14 protein-coding genes and 1 pseudogene are annotated in these 21,689 nt (G+C 36.7%); 10 read left to right on the top strand and 5 right to left on the bottom strand.

Annotated features, from left to right (window positions below):
• Nucleotides 1–948 precede the first annotated feature (948 nt).
• Nucleotides 949–1,098 carry a tautomerase family protein gene (locus HNQ69_RS04900; RefSeq protein WP_425486677.1) on the bottom strand — a complete coding sequence of 50 codons (150 nt, stop codon included), beginning with the start codon at nt 1,096–1,098 and terminating at the stop codon, nt 949–951.
• Between the two features lie 83 nt (nt 1,099–1,181).
• Between HNQ69_RS04900 and HNQ69_RS04895 the strand changes: the two genes are divergently transcribed.
• The 3 genes from HNQ69_RS04895 (at nt 1,182) to HNQ69_RS04885 (ending at nt 6,488) form a co-directional block, all read left to right on the top strand.
• A complete protein-coding gene (locus HNQ69_RS04895) occupies nt 1,182–1,331 on the top strand; it encodes a hypothetical protein (RefSeq protein ID WP_183228954.1) in 150 nt (49 codons plus the stop codon).
• 3,310 nt (nt 1,332–4,641) lie between these two features.
• Nucleotides 4,642–5,487 (top strand): TIGR01459 family HAD-type hydrolase, encoded by an 846-nt coding sequence (locus HNQ69_RS04890; protein WP_183228953.1) that lies wholly within the window; start codon nt 4,642–4,644, stop codon nt 5,485–5,487.
• A complete protein-coding gene (locus HNQ69_RS04885) occupies nt 5,487–6,488 on the top strand; it encodes a bifunctional riboflavin kinase/FAD synthetase (RefSeq protein WP_183228952.1) in 1,002 nt (333 codons plus the stop codon). Before HNQ69_RS04890 ends, HNQ69_RS04885 begins: the two co-directional genes overlap by 1 nt.
• A 266-nt stretch (nt 6,489–6,754) precedes the next feature.
• On the opposite strand, the gene HNQ69_RS04880 is transcribed toward HNQ69_RS04885, so the two are convergent.
• Nucleotides 6,755–7,057: a beta-lactamase hydrolase domain-containing protein gene (locus tag HNQ69_RS04880; RefSeq protein ID WP_425486676.1), complete on the bottom strand. Its 303-nt coding sequence runs from the start codon at nt 7,055–7,057 to the stop codon at nt 6,755–6,757.
• A gap of 539 nt (nt 7,058–7,596) precedes the next feature.
• On the opposite strand from HNQ69_RS04880, the gene HNQ69_RS04875 reads away from it, so the two are divergent.
• The 7 genes and pseudogenes from HNQ69_RS04875 (at nt 7,597) to HNQ69_RS08165 (ending at nt 13,340) form a co-directional block, all read left to right on the top strand.
• Nucleotides 7,597–7,881, top strand: a complete 285-nt coding sequence (locus tag HNQ69_RS04875) for a hypothetical protein (protein ID WP_183228951.1) — start codon at nt 7,597–7,599, stop codon at nt 7,879–7,881.
• 33 nt (nt 7,882–7,914) lie between these two features.
• On the top strand, nt 7,915–8,544 hold the full coding sequence (gene parA, locus HNQ69_RS04870; protein ID WP_183228950.1) for a ParA family partition ATPase: 630 nt from the start codon (nt 7,915–7,917) through the stop codon (nt 8,542–8,544).
• The gene (locus HNQ69_RS04865; protein ID WP_183228949.1) at nt 8,541–8,771 is read left to right on the top strand and encodes a hypothetical protein; all 231 of its coding nucleotides are present in this window, start codon (nt 8,541–8,543) and stop codon (nt 8,769–8,771) included. The genes parA and HNQ69_RS04865 overlap by 4 nt, the downstream gene beginning before the upstream one ends.
• Nucleotides 8,772–10,104: 1,333 nt before the next feature.
• Complete coding sequence (locus tag HNQ69_RS04860) at nt 10,105–10,371, top strand: EexN family lipoprotein (protein ID WP_183228948.1); 267 nt, start codon at nt 10,105–10,107, stop codon at nt 10,369–10,371.
• A gap of 1,839 nt (nt 10,372–12,210) precedes the next feature.
• Nucleotides 12,211–12,642, top strand: coding sequence for a flagellar protein FlgN (locus HNQ69_RS04855; RefSeq protein WP_183228947.1), 432 nt, complete (start codon nt 12,211–12,213; stop codon nt 12,640–12,642).
• A 243-nt stretch (nt 12,643–12,885) separates the two neighbouring features.
• Nucleotides 12,886–13,023 (top strand): annotated as a pseudogene (locus HNQ69_RS07885) (flagellar protein FlgN); the annotation flags it as partial.
• Nucleotides 13,024–13,208: 185 nt separating this feature from the next.
• Complete coding sequence (locus tag HNQ69_RS08165; protein WP_281380932.1) at nt 13,209–13,340, top strand: hypothetical protein; 132 nt, start codon at nt 13,209–13,211, stop codon at nt 13,338–13,340.
• Between the two features lie 449 nt (nt 13,341–13,789).
• Here HNQ69_RS08165 and HNQ69_RS04850 read toward each other — a convergent pair whose 3' ends face one another.
• The 3 genes from HNQ69_RS04850 to HNQ69_RS04845 all read right to left on the bottom strand — a co-directional run bounded on the left by HNQ69_RS04850 (nt 13,790) and on the right by HNQ69_RS04845 (nt 21,302).
• A complete protein-coding gene (locus HNQ69_RS04850; protein ID WP_183228946.1) occupies nt 13,790–16,723 on the bottom strand; it encodes an autotransporter outer membrane beta-barrel domain-containing protein in 2,934 nt (977 codons plus the stop codon).
• A 1,471-nt stretch (nt 16,724–18,194) separates the two neighbouring features.
• The gene (locus tag HNQ69_RS08160; RefSeq protein ID WP_281380930.1) at nt 18,195–18,317 is read right to left on the bottom strand and encodes a hypothetical protein; all 123 of its coding nucleotides are present in this window, start codon (nt 18,315–18,317) and stop codon (nt 18,195–18,197) included.
• A 684-nt stretch (nt 18,318–19,001) separates the two neighbouring features.
• Nucleotides 19,002–21,302 (bottom strand): autotransporter outer membrane beta-barrel domain-containing protein, encoded by a 2,301-nt coding sequence (locus HNQ69_RS04845; RefSeq protein WP_183228945.1) that lies wholly within the window; start codon nt 21,300–21,302, stop codon nt 19,002–19,004.
• Nucleotides 21,303–21,689: the final 387 nt, after the last annotated feature.

Genomic DNA, 21,689 nt, shown 5'->3' with positions numbered 1-21,689 from the left:
AAAATTTTCTTTTTGATCAAATTTTTTCTTTTGCTGTTTAACCAATTCTTTTCTGTATTTTTTCAGTGAATAATTCAGAGGATATCAATGGGTTGGCAATTTCGACTCCTCAATCTTATACTAAGATGATTGTTAGCAGATTTTACACATCTGTTGAGATTTTCGGGTTTGATGTTCATTTCTCCGTTTTTGCGTGTTGGATTTAAAAATTTCGAAAGTTATTGATAATAAGTTTTCCGCATTGATCTACCGGAGGGCTAAATTCAGGGGTTTTTATATACCCTTTTGAAATTAGTTCTACAATGTAAGATTTTTTTCTATTCATTCAGGTTTGAAAGGAACAGTATATCTCTTATTTTCTGATGGTGGTTCATACATTCTCAGCATTTCTAACAATGTTTTTACAGCTGTAACTGGTTGGGTAGAGAGAACATCCTGATTTTCAAGCTATAAGGACATAACGTTTATGAAATCTATGATTTTTTCTTTCGTTTTCTCATTTTTATAATTTAATTTTGTTTGGTCAATTTGATAACCTAGAATTTTAACAATATAATCTGTTATTATTGCTTATAGCGTTCCAAAGCTTTGTGGCTGCGCAGTGTATGATTAATATTTTGCACCCATCTCTCTTGTTTTCTCTTGTTGAGCTAGGAAATGCTTTCATTTATCTTGCAATTTTTCGCATGTCGTATGAGTCCTATAGCTTTTTGGTCGTTCTTATTACGTAGGGTCATCCTTCTTATAACAGATATTTATAGACTTATTAAAAAAATGAATTTGAGCAATGGGGAAAGCCTCTTTGATTATGTCAAAAACGGTATCCTCAACTTTTCTAATAGCTGTTTGGTTTGTTGTTTTTTCACTCAGTTGCAAGGTATGATTTTGCATGCTGATTAGCTGATTAACAGTAGTGGCTAAATTAATTGTCGTCAGATATTTGGAGGGTTATTCATTCTTTGGGGTTTTCCTTAACTGTGTAACGGGAACACCGCTGATGCTCCAATTGTCCGTTTCTACTTCATCAATCACTATGACAGTTGTTTTCGGATTTTTATTCAAAACATCGACCAAAAGTTGCGTTACCCCTTCAATCAGTTGGCGTTTTTGCTAAGAGGTAACAGCTTCATTGGTAATTTTAATGTTTACGTAAGGCATAAAGTCTTCACGGTTTAAAAATTTTGAACAAAACAGGTCAGATAAATAAACGTGAAAAGATTAAAGATCAATACATAACAGGCATGTCTTTTAAAGTTGGTCTCTATAGAGGTGAAATCTGCAGGCTACTGGCAGAAAAAGCGGCATTTATTGATACAGAAGAAAAGCGTTGAGTGGTGATAAATAAGCAAATTCAGATCAAGTCGCCCATGGACTCCATGAACCATCGAAAGCCCCTATAGGAGAAAGATCAAATTAAAGAATAACATAAGTTAAGTTCCTGCTACACTGAAGATTGGCAATAGGAAAAGAATACAGGCATAGCGCTGCCAAACGAAATCGATGTCAGTAAGTGACTGAATATCATCGGCAACAGAGGAAGAAGCAAAACAGTGGGAGACACAAGCAAACGACAACTTAGCAACAGTATAATTTCACTTGATAGAGCGCGTATCATTATTACTAGAGGCGTGAATAATCCATCAATACGGTGTGAACTTTCATATGCGACGCTATGCATAGAATGCCTGCAATTAGTGTGATGCTTTGTCACGCATTAAGTCTACTAATAACTGCTAACGCAACAATATACTAATAACTGCTAACGCAACAATAAATGTCAGCCAAAAGAGTGTCAAAAAAATCCAAATTATTGTTCTCGGTTTCTCTTTAGTCGCTTCCCCCTTATCGCAGCCAGGATTATGTAGCGGTAAACCGGAGAAATGTACAACAACAATAGACTGAAGAGAAAAATAGCCCCCCCAACGTGGGGATATATCAAAATATCGCTGTTCTAGACATAGCGGAAAAAACTGTTGCTGCACACAGGATGGCAGGCACTAGTCCCATCGTGATGCTGGTCATTCATATAGCAAGAGCAGCCAAAAAGAGGGGAAAACATTTTACTTCGAGGGCGTCAATCATGAGAGGGATGGTATCCCAATGCATTGGCCAAGTTAGGGGCGCAGTCAGTCGTGATGGACAGAATAAGCAAAGCTGTTCCAGGGTGCATAAATTGCTGAGATAAAAGTTTTAAATGCTATTATCTACGTCACAGAGCGCAAGCAGCTCTAGGACTCCTGATAGCGAGAACTATCGGCAAAGCGCACAAGTAAGGTGTTGAGATCAGGTAAGCCTCATATTCGTATTATAAGGGACAGGCAAACGGAATGGCTACACCACTGCGATTACTCTCCGACTGCCAGTGTTGTCTTACTCGAGAGTAAATGGTCAATAACATTTGCTTCTCTGAATGGAAAGAAGAGTGGGGGAGAAAGAAGCGTGAGGAGAACGAAAAGTGTGGTTCTTGTCGAAGGAAAGGTGGAAAAAATGAAGAGTATCCGTATTTTGCTATAGCAGATGTTGACAACATGCGTACCTGGAGGCTCTTCACAGCATTAATACGCATTAATCGTCGAATCTTTGACGGGTTGACTAAGGATCTACTCGTACATGTCAATGACACAGTGTGCCTTGCATCCTGCAGTGCACGTGCGTTGATCAGCGGCCTAGGCAAAATATATGTATAAAAGTTCTGCTCCTCCACTGGTTACGCAACGTCCATAATGTATTTTCGCCTGTGTTTTTGTGTTTATGGGGTACTGCCGACAGTTGATATCAATACCGTCGGGGTGATATCGTTAGCTGATAAATGATCGGATGATGCTCTGAGCGAAGAGCTTGTGCATAGAGGCTTTCTCCATCAAACAAGAATTGCCAAAGAGCTATATGAACTCAATACTGCAAGATTATTAAATACAGTAAAGCAGCTTGTAGAGCAATAATGATATGTAACACATTGGTCGTAAAAAATTTCATGATGTGCGAAAAGGTTTGTGCAACTCTCTTCGTAGTATGGGTAAAGTGGTGGTTTGTCATTGCTTCTTAAGAGTAAGTGCTACTTTTTGGAAAAGGATTTTCTTCGCTATGGCAACAGTAAAGCAATGATCAAAACTTTTAAAGGGTCTTTCGCTAAGCTAGCACTTGCGCTATGGATGTGTGCCGCTTCTGCTGCGTTTATCGGAGTAGGGGCGTTTTATTGAGCACTGTTGATGTTCTTGAAAATCATGTGAAGTTTGTGGCGAATTATGCTCAATATCATTGATGAACAAGGCGTATAGCTTATCCAAAAAACGAAAAGGTGGCTTTTTTTATGATGCGTGTGAAAGGTAATTTTATTGCACTCTGCGTTGTGGAACGATACGGGAGTGTATTTTTCAAGATCAGTTGAACTGTTGATCAACCAAGCACGAAAAGATAGTATAAAAGTGGAGCAAGAACTCTACAGCTAAATACAAACTAAAGCTCTAGCCTGAATACAGTAATCTTCTTGTCATTTAGGATAAGAAAATTTAAATCCCTAGCTTCTATCTTGGGTAGAATTAAGTATTGAAGAGAGCTAAAATGAAAAAAATCATTTTATTATACATGATTATGTTAACCATAGGATTAAGTATTACTGGTTGATGTAAAAGTAAAGAATAAAAACGTCAAGCACAACAAGAAAAAAATACTAAGAAGTTCTTTGATAAAGAATTAACCTCTACAGATCGTGGCCATGGATTTTGACAAATATTAGGAATAGAGGTCGCAATTATTTCTTGTAAGAAAGAAGTTCCAGCCTCTTTCTGTAAAGGAGCCTTTAATTTATTCTCTTTATTTTGTATACCTAAAATTATGTTATCTTCTTACATTGATTAAAGTGGCTTTTGGGTATTAAATTTGCTGTTGAAAAACTTAAAGATCAGTTACTTATTTTGAATGTACAAAGGCATTTAAAAAAGAAATTATTTCATTGGTTGGTATCTACGGTATGAATATTATATTTGTTTTCATGTTTTGTGGAATGGAGAGGAGGTTATATTTAAGTTTGTAGAGCATCAAAAAAATGAAAAAAGCAGCTTTAAAGTATAGAGGAAAATTTTTGTTAAAAAAATTAAAAATTCCTCATTGAACGATCTTTATCAATCATACCAATCTATAAGAGTGCTTGAAGCCATGAAATGCTTCAGGAGAAGGTATTTTGTGCAATATTTGGAATGCTTTTTTTAGCTTAAAACCAATATAGTGCATAAGCCATGACTCATATTTTACGTGCTATGTGTTCAGTTTTTGCTTCAAAAAGAAGGATTCTTTATGGTCGTTTTTTTCTTTAAATGTTTCTTCGTTTGTTTTTAAAATAAAGACTTGAATATTTCAGGTAAGAAACGGTATTAATCCAGTAATTGTTAGAATTGAAGTGTTTATTCGTAGAAATACAGTGGAGAAATATACGCTTTTAAAATGAGGCGTTTTGAGAATTTTGCACCACTTAAGAATAACTTAATTTATTTTATTCTTTCTCATGATCTCTCTATGCGATGCAAATTGTGATGCGGGGAAATACAGTGTTGAAAAAGCAGATGACAGAAGAGTTATCTTTCGATAAGTAATTTTAAAGCAAAAAACAGTTTGATAAATGGCAAAGAGATAAAGAGGTGCAATATGAATGAACTTACCCATATTGATACTGTTATAGCGCATTATGATGCTGTTTTTTGCGATGTTTGGGGTGTTGTGCACAATGGTGTTCACGTATTTGAACCGGCATTGAAAGTATTGCTCAAAATTCGACAGATGGGAAAAACTGTTATTTTCTTGACCAATTCACCTCGACCACGAGAGGATGTCATTGCTCAGTTACAAAGCATGAACGTTCATAGTGATTATTATGATGCCATTATCACTTCAGGGGATGTAACCCGTGATCTTATTCGTGCTGCACCGCGTAAAGTTTTTTTCATTGGTCAGCAACGTGATTTGATGTTGTTTGAAGGGTTAGATTGTGAACTGGTTGAAGAATGGGAAGCCTCTGTCGTGGTTTGTAGTGGCTTTCTTGAAGGTCTTGATGAAAAACCGTCTTCTTATGAGGACATGTTTCAGCGTATGCGAGCGCGAAACTTGCCTTTTATTTGTGCTAATCCCGATGTCATTGTCCATTATGGAAAGAAGGAATTTTGGTGTGCTGGTGCACTGGCGCGTCTTTACCAACAATTAGGGGGAGAGGTGCGTATTGCTGGAAAACCCCATGCGCCTATCTATGAGGGTGCCTTTGAAAAACTTCAAAAAATTCGTGGAACAGTGGAAAAAAGCCAGATTTTAGCTGTTGGTGATGGTCTTTTAACCGATGTTAAAGGCGCAATCCATTTTGGTCTCGATGTTCTTTATATCATGGGTGGCATTCATCGTTATGATTATATGCAAAACGGTGTGGTGGATAAAAAAGCGTTGAATTCTTTTCTTAAACGTCATGGCTATAAGCCACAAGCGATAATGTGGGCACTTCAATAATGTCTGATTTTTTGCGTCTTCAGGGGATTCATATGCTTCCTTTGGCTTGGCGGGGAGCGGTGTTAGCACTTGGAAATTTTGATGGTGTTCATCGTGGACATCAGGTGGTACTCCAAAAAGCGCTTGATTTAGCACGCATAAAAAATAAGCCAGCTGTTGTTTTAACTTTTGAACCACATCCAAGGAGTTTTTTTCAACCCCTGGCCCCTGTTGATCGCTTGACAGAAGCTACTGAAAAAGCTGAAATTTTTAAAATCCTCGGGTTTAATGGAGTGATTGAACAGCCATTTGATGCAAATTTCGCGGCTCTTTCAGCAGATGAATTTATCAATGTGGTTTTAAAAGAAGCCTTTGATGTTTCGGGGGTGGTAACAGGTGAAAATTTTCAATTTGGTCATCAGAAAAGTGGGAATGCACACCTTCTTTCTAAAAGGGGAAAAGAGTGTGGGTTTGAGGTTGTTCAAATTCCTTGCGTCTCTCGTACACAAGATTTACAATCATTAATCATTTCCTCTAGTTCTATTCGGAAGCTTCTTTTACAAGGTCAGGTAAAAACAGCAGCCCATTTGTTAGGCTATCGTTATCGGGTGCGTTCAAGTGTTATTCAAGGCGAAAAACTTGGCCGCCTTTTAGGGTTTCCTACTGCTAATCAGATGCTCGCTCCTCAAGTCAGTTTGGCGCAGGGTGTTTATGCAGTAAGATTGCGTCGTGCTAATGGTGTTTTACATGATGGGGCCGCAAGTTTTGGGTGTCGTCCGACGGTTGTGAAAGATGGTGCACCGCTTCTGGAAACTTATTTGTTTAACTTTAACGATGATCTTTATGGAGAAAGTTGCACTGTTTCTTTCTTTCAGTTTTTGCGTGGGCAAGAAAAATTCGATGGGCTTGAACCCTTGATTGCACAAATGCAACGTGATGAAAAAGCAGCAAAAGAAATTTTGGCTGCAGTACAACCATTATCGCAGTTAGATCAGCTGCTTACTTTTAAAAATAGGTCTTAAGTTGATCTGAAAAGGAGATAAGAGCAGAAAAAATAGCACTTAAACTGATAATGATCAGGAAAATATATTCTAAAATATCGTAGAATATATGGGTTTTTCGTTGTTGCGAAGGAGAATCGAATGTCTGGAGATCTGATTTCAGCATTATTTTTATCTTTTTCATAAGTTTATGAAAGTTTGAGGCTTTTGTTGTCGCTCAATAGTTTATTACTTATTTCTTTCTAATCCTTTAAAATAAGTATTAAAGACAGGTTAACCGGTAAGATTCATTGAGCGTGTTCCGTGGTGGCAATAGGTGAGAAGGAGCTTAGAGGCTGTTTTATAATAGTTTTCATGGCTTCAATGTCGGATTGTTTTATGGTCGGTGGCACAATAAGAATATTATCTGCTTTTATATCATATTCGTATGCGGCTACTTTAATGATGGAAAAATCAGGTTGATGGGGATCTTCGTGATCAGGATGGTTGCAGATAATCGTTTTAAAGCCTGTTTGTGCTAATGTTTTGATGTCTTCAATACTGATTTTGGCACTGATAAAAATATCAGGGTCAATTTGTTGTAAATGCATGGTTGTTTCTTCCCAATAACACCACTTTATGATGCTCTTTGGTACGCTAACAGAACATGATAAGGATAAGATTTTGGTGATATCTTAACAAAAATATCTCCTTTGTCGAGAAAAAGAGAACGGGTTGGAAAATGAACTGTGATGGGGCAGGTTATCTTGTCCGCAATCTGTTCATTATTCTCTCTTTTATACTTATACTCTTTAATAGATATTGCATCGTTTATTCTTAAAAGAAGATAATCAAATAGTCATTGACTTTCACGTTACAAGAGAGATGAGAAGGTGATAAAAACCGTTGAGAAAAGATCCCGTATGCTCCTTGTGATTTATTTTAGTACAGGAGCAGAGATGTAACACGGAATGGCCTAATCTTAAATAAAATGTGAGATCTTATCTGATTATGATGGGACCATTTGCACTGTAGTGTGATTATTTTTTTGCGGGAGTTTTTTTACAGAAAGATTGGTTTTCTGATGATGATGCTAAAATAAAAGGGATGCTTCAATTCTAAATAATTTTCCCAAATTTGGGAAAGTGTCGTGTGTCAGCAGTTTTTTAACAAAAGTGTTTCGCCTGGTATGCGGAATTGTCGGCTTAAATTGATCGATCCGGTAGAGGACTCCGTGTTTCAAGAGATATCATTTATTGTCTTTGCGTGGGTTATATCGTGGGTTATATCGACTGTTTGTATAAGGATAAAAGGACTTAAAGCATTCAATAGTGGCTGTAGATGGTCTATTGTCGATAGCTTTTATCGTAAAAGAGGGGAAATCATTGTTTTGCCTATGTCAGATGCTTGTTCTGTGTTGTTGTTTTCTGTATAATCGTAAAAACGATAAAGCTGAAAGGCGTAATCCATGATCATTGGACTCTTAAATCAAAAAGGGGGAGTAGGAAAAACCACGTTGAGCGTGAACCTTGCTGCTAGCTTTGCACGTACCGGAGCACGTGTGTTGCTTATTGATGTTGATCCGCAAGGGAGTGCATTGGATTGGGCTGCGGCGCGTGAGGGTGCTCCCTTGTTTTCAGTTGTCGGTTTACCGCGCGCAACCGTTCACAAAGAGATTACACAGGTTGGTCATGATTACGATCATATTGTGATTGATGGTCCTCCACGCGTGACTGAACTTGCACGCAGTGCTCTCATGGCTTCGGATTTCGTGCTTATTCCAGTGCAGCCTAGTCCATATGATATTTGGGCGGCTGATGGAATCGTCAAGCTTATTGATGAAGCACGCGTCTATAAAGAAGATCTAAAATCTGCTTTTGTTATTAATCGTAAAATAGTCAATACAGCGATAGGGCGTGATGTTGGTGAGGCCCTTGGAGGGTATCCTATGCATGTCCTTTCTGCTAGCGTTGCCCAGCGTGTAATTTTTGCGGAAGCTGCAGCACAAGGGAGAGCTGTCTATGAAGTTGATAAGCAAGGACCAGCAGCAGCAGAGATTGAAGCTGTTGCAACGGAAATCAAGGAGTTCGCACGATGAACAAAAAAATTAAGATTGGTACAAAGCCAACCAATAAATCAATTCCTTTAACGGCGGATGCATGGGTAGAAAGCCGCAAAGGTAAAGTGGATGAAGCTATGAAGCGTCTCACAATTGATGTGCCGGAAAGTTTGCATCGTTTGATTAAGATGAGCTGCGCAAGTCGTGGCAAAAAAATAGCAGATGAAGTGCGCGAATTGCTTTCACAAAAATACGGAAAAGTGTAAAAAATGATATACGATAATATGTTTTCATTGACTTGATTTTTTTCTAAGAAGTAGGTTTTATGGATGTAAAATTTATTGGGGATATATTATAGTTGTCTATTGTGCTGGATTTACTTTGTTCATTATGTGATCTGCAAGGTGCGCCTAGAAATAAATTATATAAGTGGTTAGCAGAGACAACGTATTTCGAGAGAAAGCAATCGGTTTACAGATTGCTGGGGGTTAGGAAGCTTGGTTATTGAAGGCGAGGAGGGAACGAACATTGCTTATTCTCTTTGGTGATGGAAAGAGGTGGTGATTTTTTGCCAAAATCATCTTACTTTTTGCAAAGTTCAAGGTCGTAAAATTATTTTCATCAACAAAATACTGTGCATAATGAATTTGTTGAATAATACGTATTTTTCTAAAAGTGATGTCGATTCTTTTTAATGAAAATCACACTGTAACAAAAACTTTTTCTTTTTTCACTATGGTCACTTAATTCCACTTGTGTGTTGTAAAATGCCATGTTTCACAGAACTTAACAGCTGATAATTGGATATTACGAATACTTCTTCATCTTTTATCTACAGGTGTGATCATTATATAAAGTAACCTTGATATAAAGTAACCTTGTTACCTGTATAGACTGGTCAGATTTTTTTATAAAACTGTTTTGATAATAATTCTGAAGAAAAAGTTATTTTTTGTTTACTTAATTATAAAAAAGCAAATATACTACTTTAAAAGTAGCGCTGATTATTTTTTCATGTATACGCTGTTCCATTTTATTAAGTTATATTAATATTTAGAGGGTGGGACTAAAAATAAAAATTACTTCACTAATGGTAGCCCTTTGTAATATTAGCTTTCTTCAAATATACAAAAGAAATCATTTGCCATTCTCTAGGTATTATTTTAAATATATGGAAAATTATATCAAAGCTTTCTTTACTTTTTCGGCGATTTAAGGATGATGATAATGCGATCAGGGAATTGAAGATATGTTGTTTTGTTTACTGAAGAATTGCAAGGATTACAAGCGTTACGGACGTTTATAATTAAGATTTCGTATTTCTCAGATCTCATTACGAAGTGGTTTATGAAGGAGAAGAAGCGATTAAAAAGCTTCTGAAAAGCGCTAAGATATCAAATTTTCTGAACTTCAAACATTGAATAGTGGTGTGGGCAATGTTACAAACACAAGTCTTACAAATGCAAGCTTCTATCATCATGCAACATGTTCAAATTGAGGTTATCAATACTCGTCAAAAGGAAGTGTTTCAAGCATGATATAGAAATTATGTAAACAACTACATTATTATTAAATGAAAGGCTAAAGGGGAATTAAATTATGAACAAAATTCTTATAACAACACTGCTTCTTTGCACTGGGCTGCTCGTTGTTGGTTGTCAAGAAAAAACTTATAGCGTAGAAGATTTTAAGAAAGATCAGAAATTACTCGATGAATGGCGAAAGAAATGCGAATCTTCAGATGCATCTGTATCGTCATCTCAGAATTGTCAGAACGCACAAACAGCTGCTCATGAGCTTACATTAGAGGATTCCAATAAAAAATTAAATGAATCGGATGAAAAAGCTCCTGAGTTTAAAGAATAGTCGGAGAGCAGTGAAGTTATAAATAAAAATAAAGATGATAATAGTATTTCTTTTCTCTTCAAGTGAGAGATAATTTTGGCTTCAAAATTAAAAATATAGATTTCAATAAATGAGAAACCTCCTCCCTGTTGTGGAGGTTTTTCTCTTTTGGATGCGCGCATTTAGCAATCTTTATGAAAAAACAGACTTTACCTAAAACAATATAGGCAAAAGCTATGATAGACTTGTACATCCCATAAAAAAACAATGAAGTCTGGAGTTTGTTGTTTTCTGTTTTTCAAGAGAGAAAAGATGAAAAAATTATTCAAAAATGAATAAGATTCAAGGGACAATGAAACATTCAGCCTATTTGTTAACAATCTGTACAAAAAGCGAAAATTATAACACGAAAAATGGTTGGAATTAGTAGATGATTTATCTTCTGCCTTAAAATTTTTTTATTTAGAGAATTTGAGATGCTCATTTGCGCAGATCATGAAAAAGCTCAGAGAGTTTCATGCATCTCGCTTACGAAAGCCAAGACGACAAGAGAGTCCATGGTGATAATCGAGGATAAATAAAGCATAGCAGTTGTTATCAGCCAGAAGAACCTCTTTCTTTTTTTACCACACCAATTTTATAAATAACAATTACAGTCTGTAATGTATGCTGATCTAACGTACGCGTAAAACTTAAAATTCTTCTTTTTTCGTATGAGGATTTGAGGCGCTTTAGCACTGTGAGGCTTGAAAAAAGTAAAAACTTATTATGTTTCTTTGCTTTTTATATGCAAGTGCTGTGTGGCAAAAAACTCTTTTCATATAAGTTTTCTGCTCGATTTTATTCCATGGTAACATTGACTAAATAAAGCTGCTTGAGAATAAATATCAAATATGATCATTGAAGGAAAACAGTAATAATCTAACCACTCATCCTGAATGTTGGGAATAAAAGAGAATTCGTAACAGAAATATTGTTTTTGCAGAGGAAGTTATTGTTTCTAGTTTTTTTATGGATTGGGTGAGTACAAAGAAGCAGTATTAACAGCAAACTCTGTATTATTTTTAGTTCAATGATATGCGATACAATTATATCGCAAATAAAATACTAAAAATCCAGTATGGAATAGTTTTAAGAAAATTTATGTGGTTAAAAAATTATAGGACAGTACGTTTTTTAGAAACTCTTGAAGTGATTAAAAAAATTCTATATAGTCGCTCCTTGCAAAGAAAAGCGAATGATAATTGAAAAAGGGAGATTTATAGCATTAGCTATTGTGAGATGTCTTTTTTGACCTTGCCATGTGGCTGGTCTGTTCAAAGGAGTGCTCTTTTTGTTTTGTGCGAAATGTTGCGCATGTGCGCAAATGAGCCTGTCAGAGGGAGATGTCTTTTTGAATGGGTATAAGCTGCGTCTTGTAGCGGCTAGATGTATGCAGCCATTGGGCGCATGGAAAGCCAAATCCTATGAAGGGTGAGATGCTGAAATCTTTAAAGGGTTTAGGTCTTTATATGCTGCAAATTTTTGTTGGCAAATGTATGTGTCAACGGATTGTCGTTTTGTAGCCAATAAAGGCAAAATAGATTTGGAGATTTCCACTATCTGCTGTGTAGTGATGTGAGGATTTGTAGTGTTTTGGTGAACGGGTATCGCATCAACGGTAATTTGGAAGCAAAAAAATATTTCGTAGATGGGTTAAAAGTCAGACAGGTATACGCTTTAGGATTATCGTGCTGTTGTCGTTGGAGGAGCAATATTCGCACAATGTAGTCGTTGAGTGTATCAGCATTGAAGAGAAGCTATTTAATCTCCCTTTATTTGAAGAGCAAGATTGAATAATACTGTGAAGGGGAAGTAAAAATGTCTGTAGTGCAATATGATGATGATAGTTTTTCATCAAAAGCAAAAGTCCTTGATAATAATCTTATTGATCGTGATTGGGCTATGACAAAGTTTGTCGCTTCTGTTAGAGGGTTGGCACAAGTGGTCGATTATGAAAGCAATATGCTAGAGAGCAGTGGTATTCCAGATTATAAAGAAATAAATTTATGTAAAATACGTGGCTTACGTGACCTCAATAAATCGATCAGTGATGTGAAACGTTATATGAATGCAGATATTGAGAATGAGGTTGAAAGCTTGTTGTCAGATTTACAGGAAAAATTACACCGTAATAGTGAATTGCTTAAAACGCATTTGGATGCAATAAATGATTTTTCACAAGCTATGCAAATGACAACGCGTATAAAAGAAACCGATGAAATCGATGTATCCATCGAGCGTTCTAAGTAATTTTACGGAGAATGTGGGTTTATTTTAGGAGAGTGTGGGTTTATTTTAGCGGTTGTAAGTGTTTTTAATCTCTTTTTGTGTGTTTTAATACTGAGTGCTATAATTTACGAAACTTTTATTTTCATATTACAAAAAAGAGCTGCTCCTTATATATAAAGAGATTGATTTTGGATAGGGAAGAGTGTGTGTATTCTCATTCTTGTAGGTGAGAAGGGTTTTTTCCTTATTTAGAGAGCAGTCATTATTCCAAATTATGAAAAAATAACTTTATGTAAAATATGTGGCTTCCGCGATCTCCATAAATCGATCAGCGATGTGAAATGCTGTATGAATGCAGATATTGAGAATGAGGTTGAAAGTTTATTATCGGATTTACAGGAAAATTACACCTGAATTACTTCGAAGAGAGGGATTCTCGCTTTGTTTTTGAATAGGGGATGGTTTTTTCTGTTGTATGTAAGGTTCATTTTTGTATACGATATTCTACTAAAATGTTGTTTTTATGGAGAGAGCGTTTTTTGTCTCTGTACATTAGAGAGAAAATTTACAAGTGAACGGTAGGAAGCGTGGGCAGTCAATATTATAATATTGGTGATGATGTTGTTCTGATAAGAGGCATCCTTAAAAGTTTTGATGATCTTCAGTCATGTAGAGAAGAAGACAATATTGTTTTTTTCCATGATGGTTATAATCCATGATGGTTATAATTTGTGTCGGTGTTTGCCAACATGTACCAACTGTTGATGGGGGATACTTCGTGTTAACTTTGAAGCTATCGACATTGAAGAGCAAGCATGAGACGCTGATAAAAAAGTGGTGCTTTTTTATTTAAACATCAATGCTTCAACTTTTCAATAGCAATAGGGTCTTATTATAAAGTACGTGATGCACAATCACCGTTCTGAAGCAATTATATAACATTGTGTTGCATATTGTTTTACTAAATTGGATAGTGGGATCTCTTATTTACAAACTTCATGGGAGGAACTCCTGGCGGGAGAAGGCTGTATGGTTGTTGCTTAAATGATTTTTAGAATTTTTGTATCAAAAATTTTTTGAATAATAGGTGATCTTAAACAAGAGAGATTTAATAAATAAAAAGCAGCACAAAGTGCTGCTTTTTCATGGAATTTAGATGATGTCTTGTTTAAAAACGATACCGTATCCCACCAGAAAAACTGGTTCCGGATACACCTCCTTTTTGAAGTTTCTGCCGATAATTAAGATCACCATGGAGTGCGATACTTTGAGAAAGGTGTGCATTCACACCAATTCCACCCTCAAGGAAGGAGCCGGTAGGATCACGATGAAATATGTCAGCGATTTTTATTGTTTCACCATCACCAAAAGTTCTTATCATGTTCAGTTTACCATAAAAGGAAACAGCATTGCCTTCTTCTGCGGTAGTTAGAGTTTGTGTCAATTGTCCCCCGATACGGAACAACCATTGATGAGGATTGTTCATATTCACTTCAAAACCATCGGCATCTGAGAGAACATCGAACATGAGCTTTTGGTAAACAAATTGCGCTTGTGGTTCAAATATCAGCCCGTTAACACCGGTTGTTAATTTTTGACCAATGGTCGCAGATGCACTGAATGTTTCAGTGCCATCCAATTTTGCGGCACTTCCGATGAGAGCTGTGGTAAGAGTTCCTTTCAGGGATCCGTAAGAGAGGAGTGTGTTTACGTGTAGACCATTTCTATGTTGAATGCCACTATAAGCCGTAAGCGACCATTTATCCAGTAGCGTCTTTTCAGAATCTTCTATATCCTTTGGTGTAAAAGCAAGTTTTCCGTATGTTCCTAGAAGACCAAAATGCGTGCTGATCTCTTTACCTTCTCGTGCAACCAAGACGACACCTAGTTGTAAAGCACCATAGTTCACATCAGCATCGTAGCCATAATGTAGCGGATCACGGTTGGAAGAGAAGGTGACTTTTTCGCCGTAGGAAGACAAGAAGATACTTTTCTTTTTATTATCTTCTGTGCCAAACACTGTTGCCTGTATATTGTCTAACAATGTGTTTTGGTTGTTTACATCAGTAAATCCAGCAGAAAACACAGCACTGGGCATAACCAAATAGTTTGCGACCTGTGGCAAAAGAGCCCTAATCTTTTTATCCTTATCAAGGTAGGCATTCTGTAATCGGAAATCCCAGAAATTGTCGTCATTCTTCCCAAACAGATTTTGGCTCGCATGGGATGCTCCTGGTGCATAGGCAGTGAGTTCATATTTGTAAGGAGAACCACCCATGGTCATATAGCCTTTTGCTAACTTGAAGGCATTTTTATCTGCTTTCCCCGAAACCTGAATAATTGAAATACCCTGGGTTGTTGAAGGAAGAGAAGCCATATGTTCTTTCCAAACAGAACTGCTATTGGTCACTTCTTTATTCTTTTCTGCGAGATTAATGTAAACGATAGAGGTTCCTGAGACATCACCATTAATCACAATGCGATCGGTTTCCTGCTCAGTCACTGGGGAATGGCTACTCCATTGAGAGTTTAAATGAATCTCTGCAGTCCCCTTTGCACTATAAACCACTGTCGCACTGGGCATTTTCCCTTCTTGCTGTAGGGGAAATCCTACGAACAAAGTCTGATAATTTCCCTCCGTTGGCTTGTCAAACACTATAGCACTTTCTGTGAGGTTTAGTGCAGAAAGGTTAGAATGTGACTTTTCATCCACACCAAACAATGCTGGCTCAGATGAATTTTCATCATTCATCATAATATTTTTATTGGCTTTTAAGAACCATTTTGCATTATTTTCTAGATTAAAAACTGTTTTATTCTCTTGTAATGTTATAACTCGGCCTTCTAAAAAAGAACTGTCTGCAGTTACTATAAGCGTGTGTGGCAAAGTTCCTGCCTCTTTTTCATTTTTTGCTAAAATACCGGCATGAATTTGTGAATTTTTAAGGTTGATTTCACCACTCGCGTGTGTCCCATAAACACCAATACCAATACCACTTGGAGCCAAAATTTTTGTATTGGTAAGTGTCACTTTATTGGAAGCAATTTTTTCTAGGGCAGGATTCTCTCTTTCATCATCATCATCGGGCGCATATGGCTTCATGAGAATATCTTGTGTGCCTCGAAAAACAATACCATGGGTTTTAGAAGCACCGGTAACATTTACGGTTGAATTCTTAAGATCAATTGTACCATTTGTGGTTAACAAACCAACCGATTTTGCTTTCACAGTAATATCTGTTGCATTAAGAGTTGCTCCATCTGATGCACTCAATGCAATAAACTCTGCTGAAACTTCTCCTCCCATAATCTTTATTGTCGAATTGTTTCCCTGTGCAGCTGCAGCAACAAATTTATCGTGAATTTTGACATTTTGTCGTACTAGAGTCTTGCCCCCTTGAACTTCAATTCTGGAGTCCATATTTTCACCTGGTACGGGGTTTTCAACCGTTAACGATATCCCTGTTTCTGGTTTTTCAGCATTAAACTCTGGTTTTTCAGCATTAAACTTTGTAGGATTGGATTGTGTAGGCCTTAAGAGTACTGATGTTGATTTTTCAGGAGCAGGTTTTTCAGTTGTTGGTGAGAGTAGTGGCGTGAGGTCTGCAGGTGCTGATTGTGTAGAGGCAGAAGGATGAAGTGAAGTTTCTTCTGTGGAAGGGGGAGTAGAAGGAAGGGAAACACCTTGACGTCTTCTAGATTTAGCAACTTCTGATGTCGCCATAGATCTTGTAACACCACTTTGTGTGGAGATGGGCTCAGGAGGTGGAGCTTGTAAACTTTCGGTAGATTGAGATTCTGTTATTGACAGTTCTGTATCGGTTCGGGCAAGGTCACGCTGCGCTCTAGGGGGAGCAACCGTATTTTCCATTGTAGGATTTTCAGATTTGAAGGATACAGTAGGAAGGTTCGTAGGCGTATTTTGTATTGTAGATGCATCCTCAGTACGTTTAGTTCTTGAGCTCTTGGATGGAAGTTGCGCAGATGAGAGATTTACAGACATAGATGATGAGAGGGGTGTTGCATTAAGGGCATAAGACAGGCTGGAATAAGAGCAAAACAGAATTCCAGAAACTGTGTAGAGTAAGAAGTCTTTCTTCATATAGATATATTCCTAAATGTTTACTTTCCCCTCTCTCAAAAAACAAAATTTTTAATCCACTATGTTTCTTTTTATATTGCAAATTGAAACATATGAGGCACTCTTTATATTTCAAGACATGAAGCAAAGTATTTTTAAAAGCGATCGTACATTTCATTAGAAATGTTTATCTCCGATACACTGGCTTTTTTAAGTTTATGCTGATAACTTGGCCTTACCAGGGTGCGTGATATTTTGTAACAATGCAGATTAACACCAAAACCACTTTTGACGAGAAGCAATCTGAAGACTCTTATCACTTTGCATGGGACTCTTTTCACTAAAAATCTTGAGAGCATTCGTTGACCTTTAGAAGGAAGCGGTATGGCTTTTTTTGCGTTAAACGCCTACCAATTCATAGCAATCCTAGGGATTACTCCTGTTAATTTTAAAATTCTCAGAATCTTAAGAGAGGGCCAAGTGAAGAGACTGATGAAGAAGTTGTGCTTTTGGTTCAAGCATACTTCCTTCAATATTGGGGAGCAGTCTTTGACCAAGGATGGTGGCTCCTAATGTTTTTGGGTCTTTATTTTGGCGTTTTTGATGAGAGTGGTGGTAATATTTCCCTTGAAAGTTGTGTAAGAGAGCAATGTATTTGCTTCTATGTCACTGCTACACTGAATGTTCTCTTATGTGGTACGTGGCCATTTATCAAGCATATTTTTTGAGAACCTTCTCTGTTTTTTAGGATGAAAATTCATTTGTCCTCTATCTCCAAAAGACAAAAATCTGTGTTGATATTTTTATCTTCTAGCACTCCTCATGTAAGATCTGCTTGCAATGTAGCGTAGCGAAGATCTGCATCAGTGCTATCTTGTGATGGATGAAAATTGAGGAAGATAATGTGATCCTATGGTCATAAGGAGATAAGAAAATTCCTCTCTTTGGATTATCTTTTGGCTCAAACATGGTTCTTTACATATTGTCTTCGAATATATTTTGATTGTTTATATTAGCAAATCCAATAGAGAATAGAGCGTGAGGTGTTGCTAAATAATTTACCATTTGGAGCATTTGTTTTTTAAAGGATTAACAAAGGCATGAGATAAGACTGCGGTTTCTTGATTATCTTCAAGTTTCGATAACTTCTCAGTATCAGCGGCAGTTTGGTTGGCAGCATCACTCTTTAGGGAAAAATTTATATGCGCTTCTGGTGATGAGGTAAGAGATATTTTCGATGATGAGGAAGAGGTGTGGGTTCTTGGTCCAACGATAACATTCGCTTGCAAATCTTTATTGACTTTAGGCTATAGAATAACTTTACGATCTGTTACCGGGAAGGATTTATCCTTACGTTTTGGAAAAGTGTATGAGCAGGTAGGAATTTATAGGGAGCACCTTCTTCTTTTGTAATGCAGTAAATAAGAGGTGGTTTATTTATTTAGAGGGGAAAGGGGGAGACTGGAGATACTTCTTTTCTCTTTCCGTTTTCTTATCGCGTCCGTTCTAAATTGTCTATGAATGCTTTCTGTAAGATATCGGAAAGCTCCTTATTTTGCCCTTGTAAGGCATTATCCAATGTTGCTACTTTATCCACTTCCACTGTTTTGTGCAAGAATATTTGCCTTATTTTATAGCGCATTCCAATGGCGGTTGTCTTGCCTCATTCATTGTTCCCGCTTAGCATAAACATGCTGTTGTTTATCGGTATCAAATATTGCTGCTGCCTGTGCAGCTCTGGAAAGCACATCGCTCTAACCTTGTCATAAATTTTCTTTTTTTTCAACCAATTCTGACGTAATCGTTTAAGGTGTGCTCTGACTTGCATCATGTGCTGCATATCAGAACCATAGAGACCGATATTTGAGAATTTTTTGTTAATGTTGTCCTTCATCTTTTCTAAATTCTCTTTTTTTACTGAAAGGTGAACTCTCTTTCATCATGTCACCAGAAGCTATTATCTCAAGATTTTTTTCTGCCGGCGTTGGCGTGTTATTAAATTTGACATCGGTGCTCTTGATCAGGCAATTTGATAAAGTTTTCAATTGTACTCCGCGTTTGAGGACTGAGATCAGGGATGCTATTTGTATAAGTTACGTTAAAATAAGAAAAAACAAAATAAAACTATTTGTATATAAGAATAAACACTTTTTATGGAGAGAGATGCCTCTGATATATTTTTCTCTTTTTGATAAAATAATGATTTTTGATTGATTACGTTTTTTATAAGATACAAAAGAAAACAGCGCTGTTTATATTTCAGCGCTGTTTACATTTGAAAGATAAAAATCACAGACTTTTAAAAACGGTAGCGCATCCCACCGGAAAAATTAACTCCAGATATACCGGCTTTTTGAAGTTTTTGTTGATAATTAACATCCATATAAAGCACGAAATTTTGAGAGAGTTGTGCATTAATACCAAGACCACTTTCAAGTGAAGATCCCATAGAATCAAGGTGGAAAGTATCACCAATCTGTATTGTGCTCTTTTCACCAAAAGTTTTCACCATGTTGAGTTTGCCATAGAAAGAAAGAATACTGTCGTTTTCAGCAGGAAGCATAGTCTGCGTTAAACGTCCACCAACACGCACCAACCATTGATGAGGATTATTCATATTAACTTTAAAGCCATCGACATCGACAAGAGTACTCAGCATGAGACGTTGATAAACAAGCTGTGCTCGTGGTTCAAAAACCAATCCTTTCGTACTCGTTTTTAATTTTTGTCCCAAGGTAGCCGATGCATTCAATGTATCAGCTTTATTCAATTCTGCAGTATTGCCGATAAGGGCCGTGGTGATATTCCCTTTAAGAATTCCGTAAGAGAAAAGTGCATTGAAATATAAACCATTGTTATGGCGGATATTACCGTACGTAGCGAATGACCATTTATCTAATATACTCTTTTCAGATCCTTCTATCTCTTTTGGGGTGAAAGCCAATTTTCCATAGGTACCCAAAATACCAAAATTCGTTGTAACATTTTCATCTTCTAGTACTGCTAACACAACGCCTGCTTGCAAGGCTGCATAGCGAATATCAGCACCATAGCCATATTGCAATGGACTACGCAGAGAAGATAATGTGGCCTTATTGCCATAGGAGGATACAATAACCCCACTTTTTTTATTATTCTTTGTTTCAAAGGCTGCTGTCCACATATTGTCTATCAGTGTATTTTGATTGTTCACATCAGAAAACCCAGAGGAAAATACAGCATTTGGCAGTACCAAATAGCTTGCCACTTGAGGTACAAGGGCTCTGATTTTTGCCTCATGGTCAAGAGTGACACTTTGCAGACGGAAATCCCAAAAATCTTCACCTTCTCCCAAGAAGCTTTGTTCCGCATTCGCTTTTCCAAGTTTTGATGTTGGTCCATAAGCATGCAACGTATATTTATACGGCAATTTATTGACCGTGGTGTAGCCATTCGCCAGTTTGAAGGCGTTTTCATTGGTTTTTCCAGAAATTTGAACGAGCGATATTCCACGCATATTCAAGGGAATAGAATTTTCTGCTTTTGATACTTCATTCTTTGAAAGACTTTTGAAATAAATCGTTGTGGTTCCTGATACATCGCCGTGAATAAGAACACGATCAGTTTTTTGTTGTTCTTTTGGGAGACCATCACTCCATTTGGTATTTAGATAAATCTTTGCATTGCCTGTCGCATTGTAAACGGTCGTCTGATTGGGCCCTATATTTTCTTGTGGTTTAGAAACTTCAGCTTTTGGTTTTTGTCCTACATTCAAGGTTTTATAATGATCTTCTGCCGGCGTATTAAACACGATAGAGCTGTTATTGAGATTAAGGATTGAAACGCTAGACTGCGTCCTTTCACTAATGTCGAGTAGTGAATAGTCTAAGAGCTTCGCTATATTATCATTATCTGTTTCATTTTTACTAACTTTTAAGAACCATTGACTGTTATTGTTAAGGGTAAAAACCGTTGTATTGTTTTGTAATATTTTTGCTCTACCTTCTAAAATCGAATTGTCAGCAGTTAATATAAGAGTGACAGGGTCAGTTCCTGGCATGTTTTTGTTTTGCAACAAGACATCGGCACGAATCTCTGAATTTTTAAGTTTTATTTCCCCACTTGAGAACGGCCCTATAATACCAATACCATCTTTTACAAGAAGTTTTGTATTGTTTAAAATTGCCTGATTGACAATTTCTTCCCCCTCATTTTTAACGTAATCTGTAATGAAACCAAAAGAGATACCGTAGCTCTCATGATTTCCTTTGACGGTTAAGACTGAATCTTCAATATTAATGATACCGTTTGTAGCTTCTAACCCTTTTATCAGTGTCTTTGCGTTAACTTTTTCAGCATTAATACGCGCACCCTTTGTGGCATTAAATAAAACCATTTCAGAGGTCATTTCCGCTTTTTTTACTGTGGCCACTACCTTTGACCCTTTTGCATTCACAGTACTCACTCTGTCGCGGATAATAACGTTTTCAAAATTTTTTTCTCCCTCAGTAACATCAACTTTGGAAATTTCACGAGTGGGGGTATTTGCGTAAGCCGAATTAAAATGAGAAAAAATCAAAGTTCCAGCAATTGTATATAATAAAAAGTTTTTCTTATACATAAATATGTCCCTAATATTGATATGCCTTTGATGCTTACTTTACCCCCCTTAATAGCGCAAATTCTGGGCAGGCTTTTATAGCATTATGTTCTTATTGTAAAGAACAAAACAAATTATTATGTGGGACTCTTTACGCTTTGAAAATTGGCATCAGAAAATCTTTTAAAATGATAATGTGAACGAATAAACATGGATTGCAGAAAAACGAGCTGGATAAATCTATATTGAAAAAACGCTATAAATCTAAGACAATTTTGAAAATTGTCTCTTGATCTAAAGCTTGTTGTTATGAAAATGCTATAGACTTGAGATGGAGGGTATTGTTTTATGCAGTTGCCAAAAGTTTTCAGTAGATTTTTATATATCAAAAATACATAATATATTATT

Origin of the sequence: Bartonella callosciuri (assembly GCF_014203215.1) — a bacterium.
Taxonomy (GTDB): domain Bacteria; phylum Pseudomonadota; class Alphaproteobacteria; order Rhizobiales; family Rhizobiaceae; genus Bartonella; species Bartonella callosciuri.
This window is presented reverse-complemented; position numbering and strand designations above follow the sequence as displayed.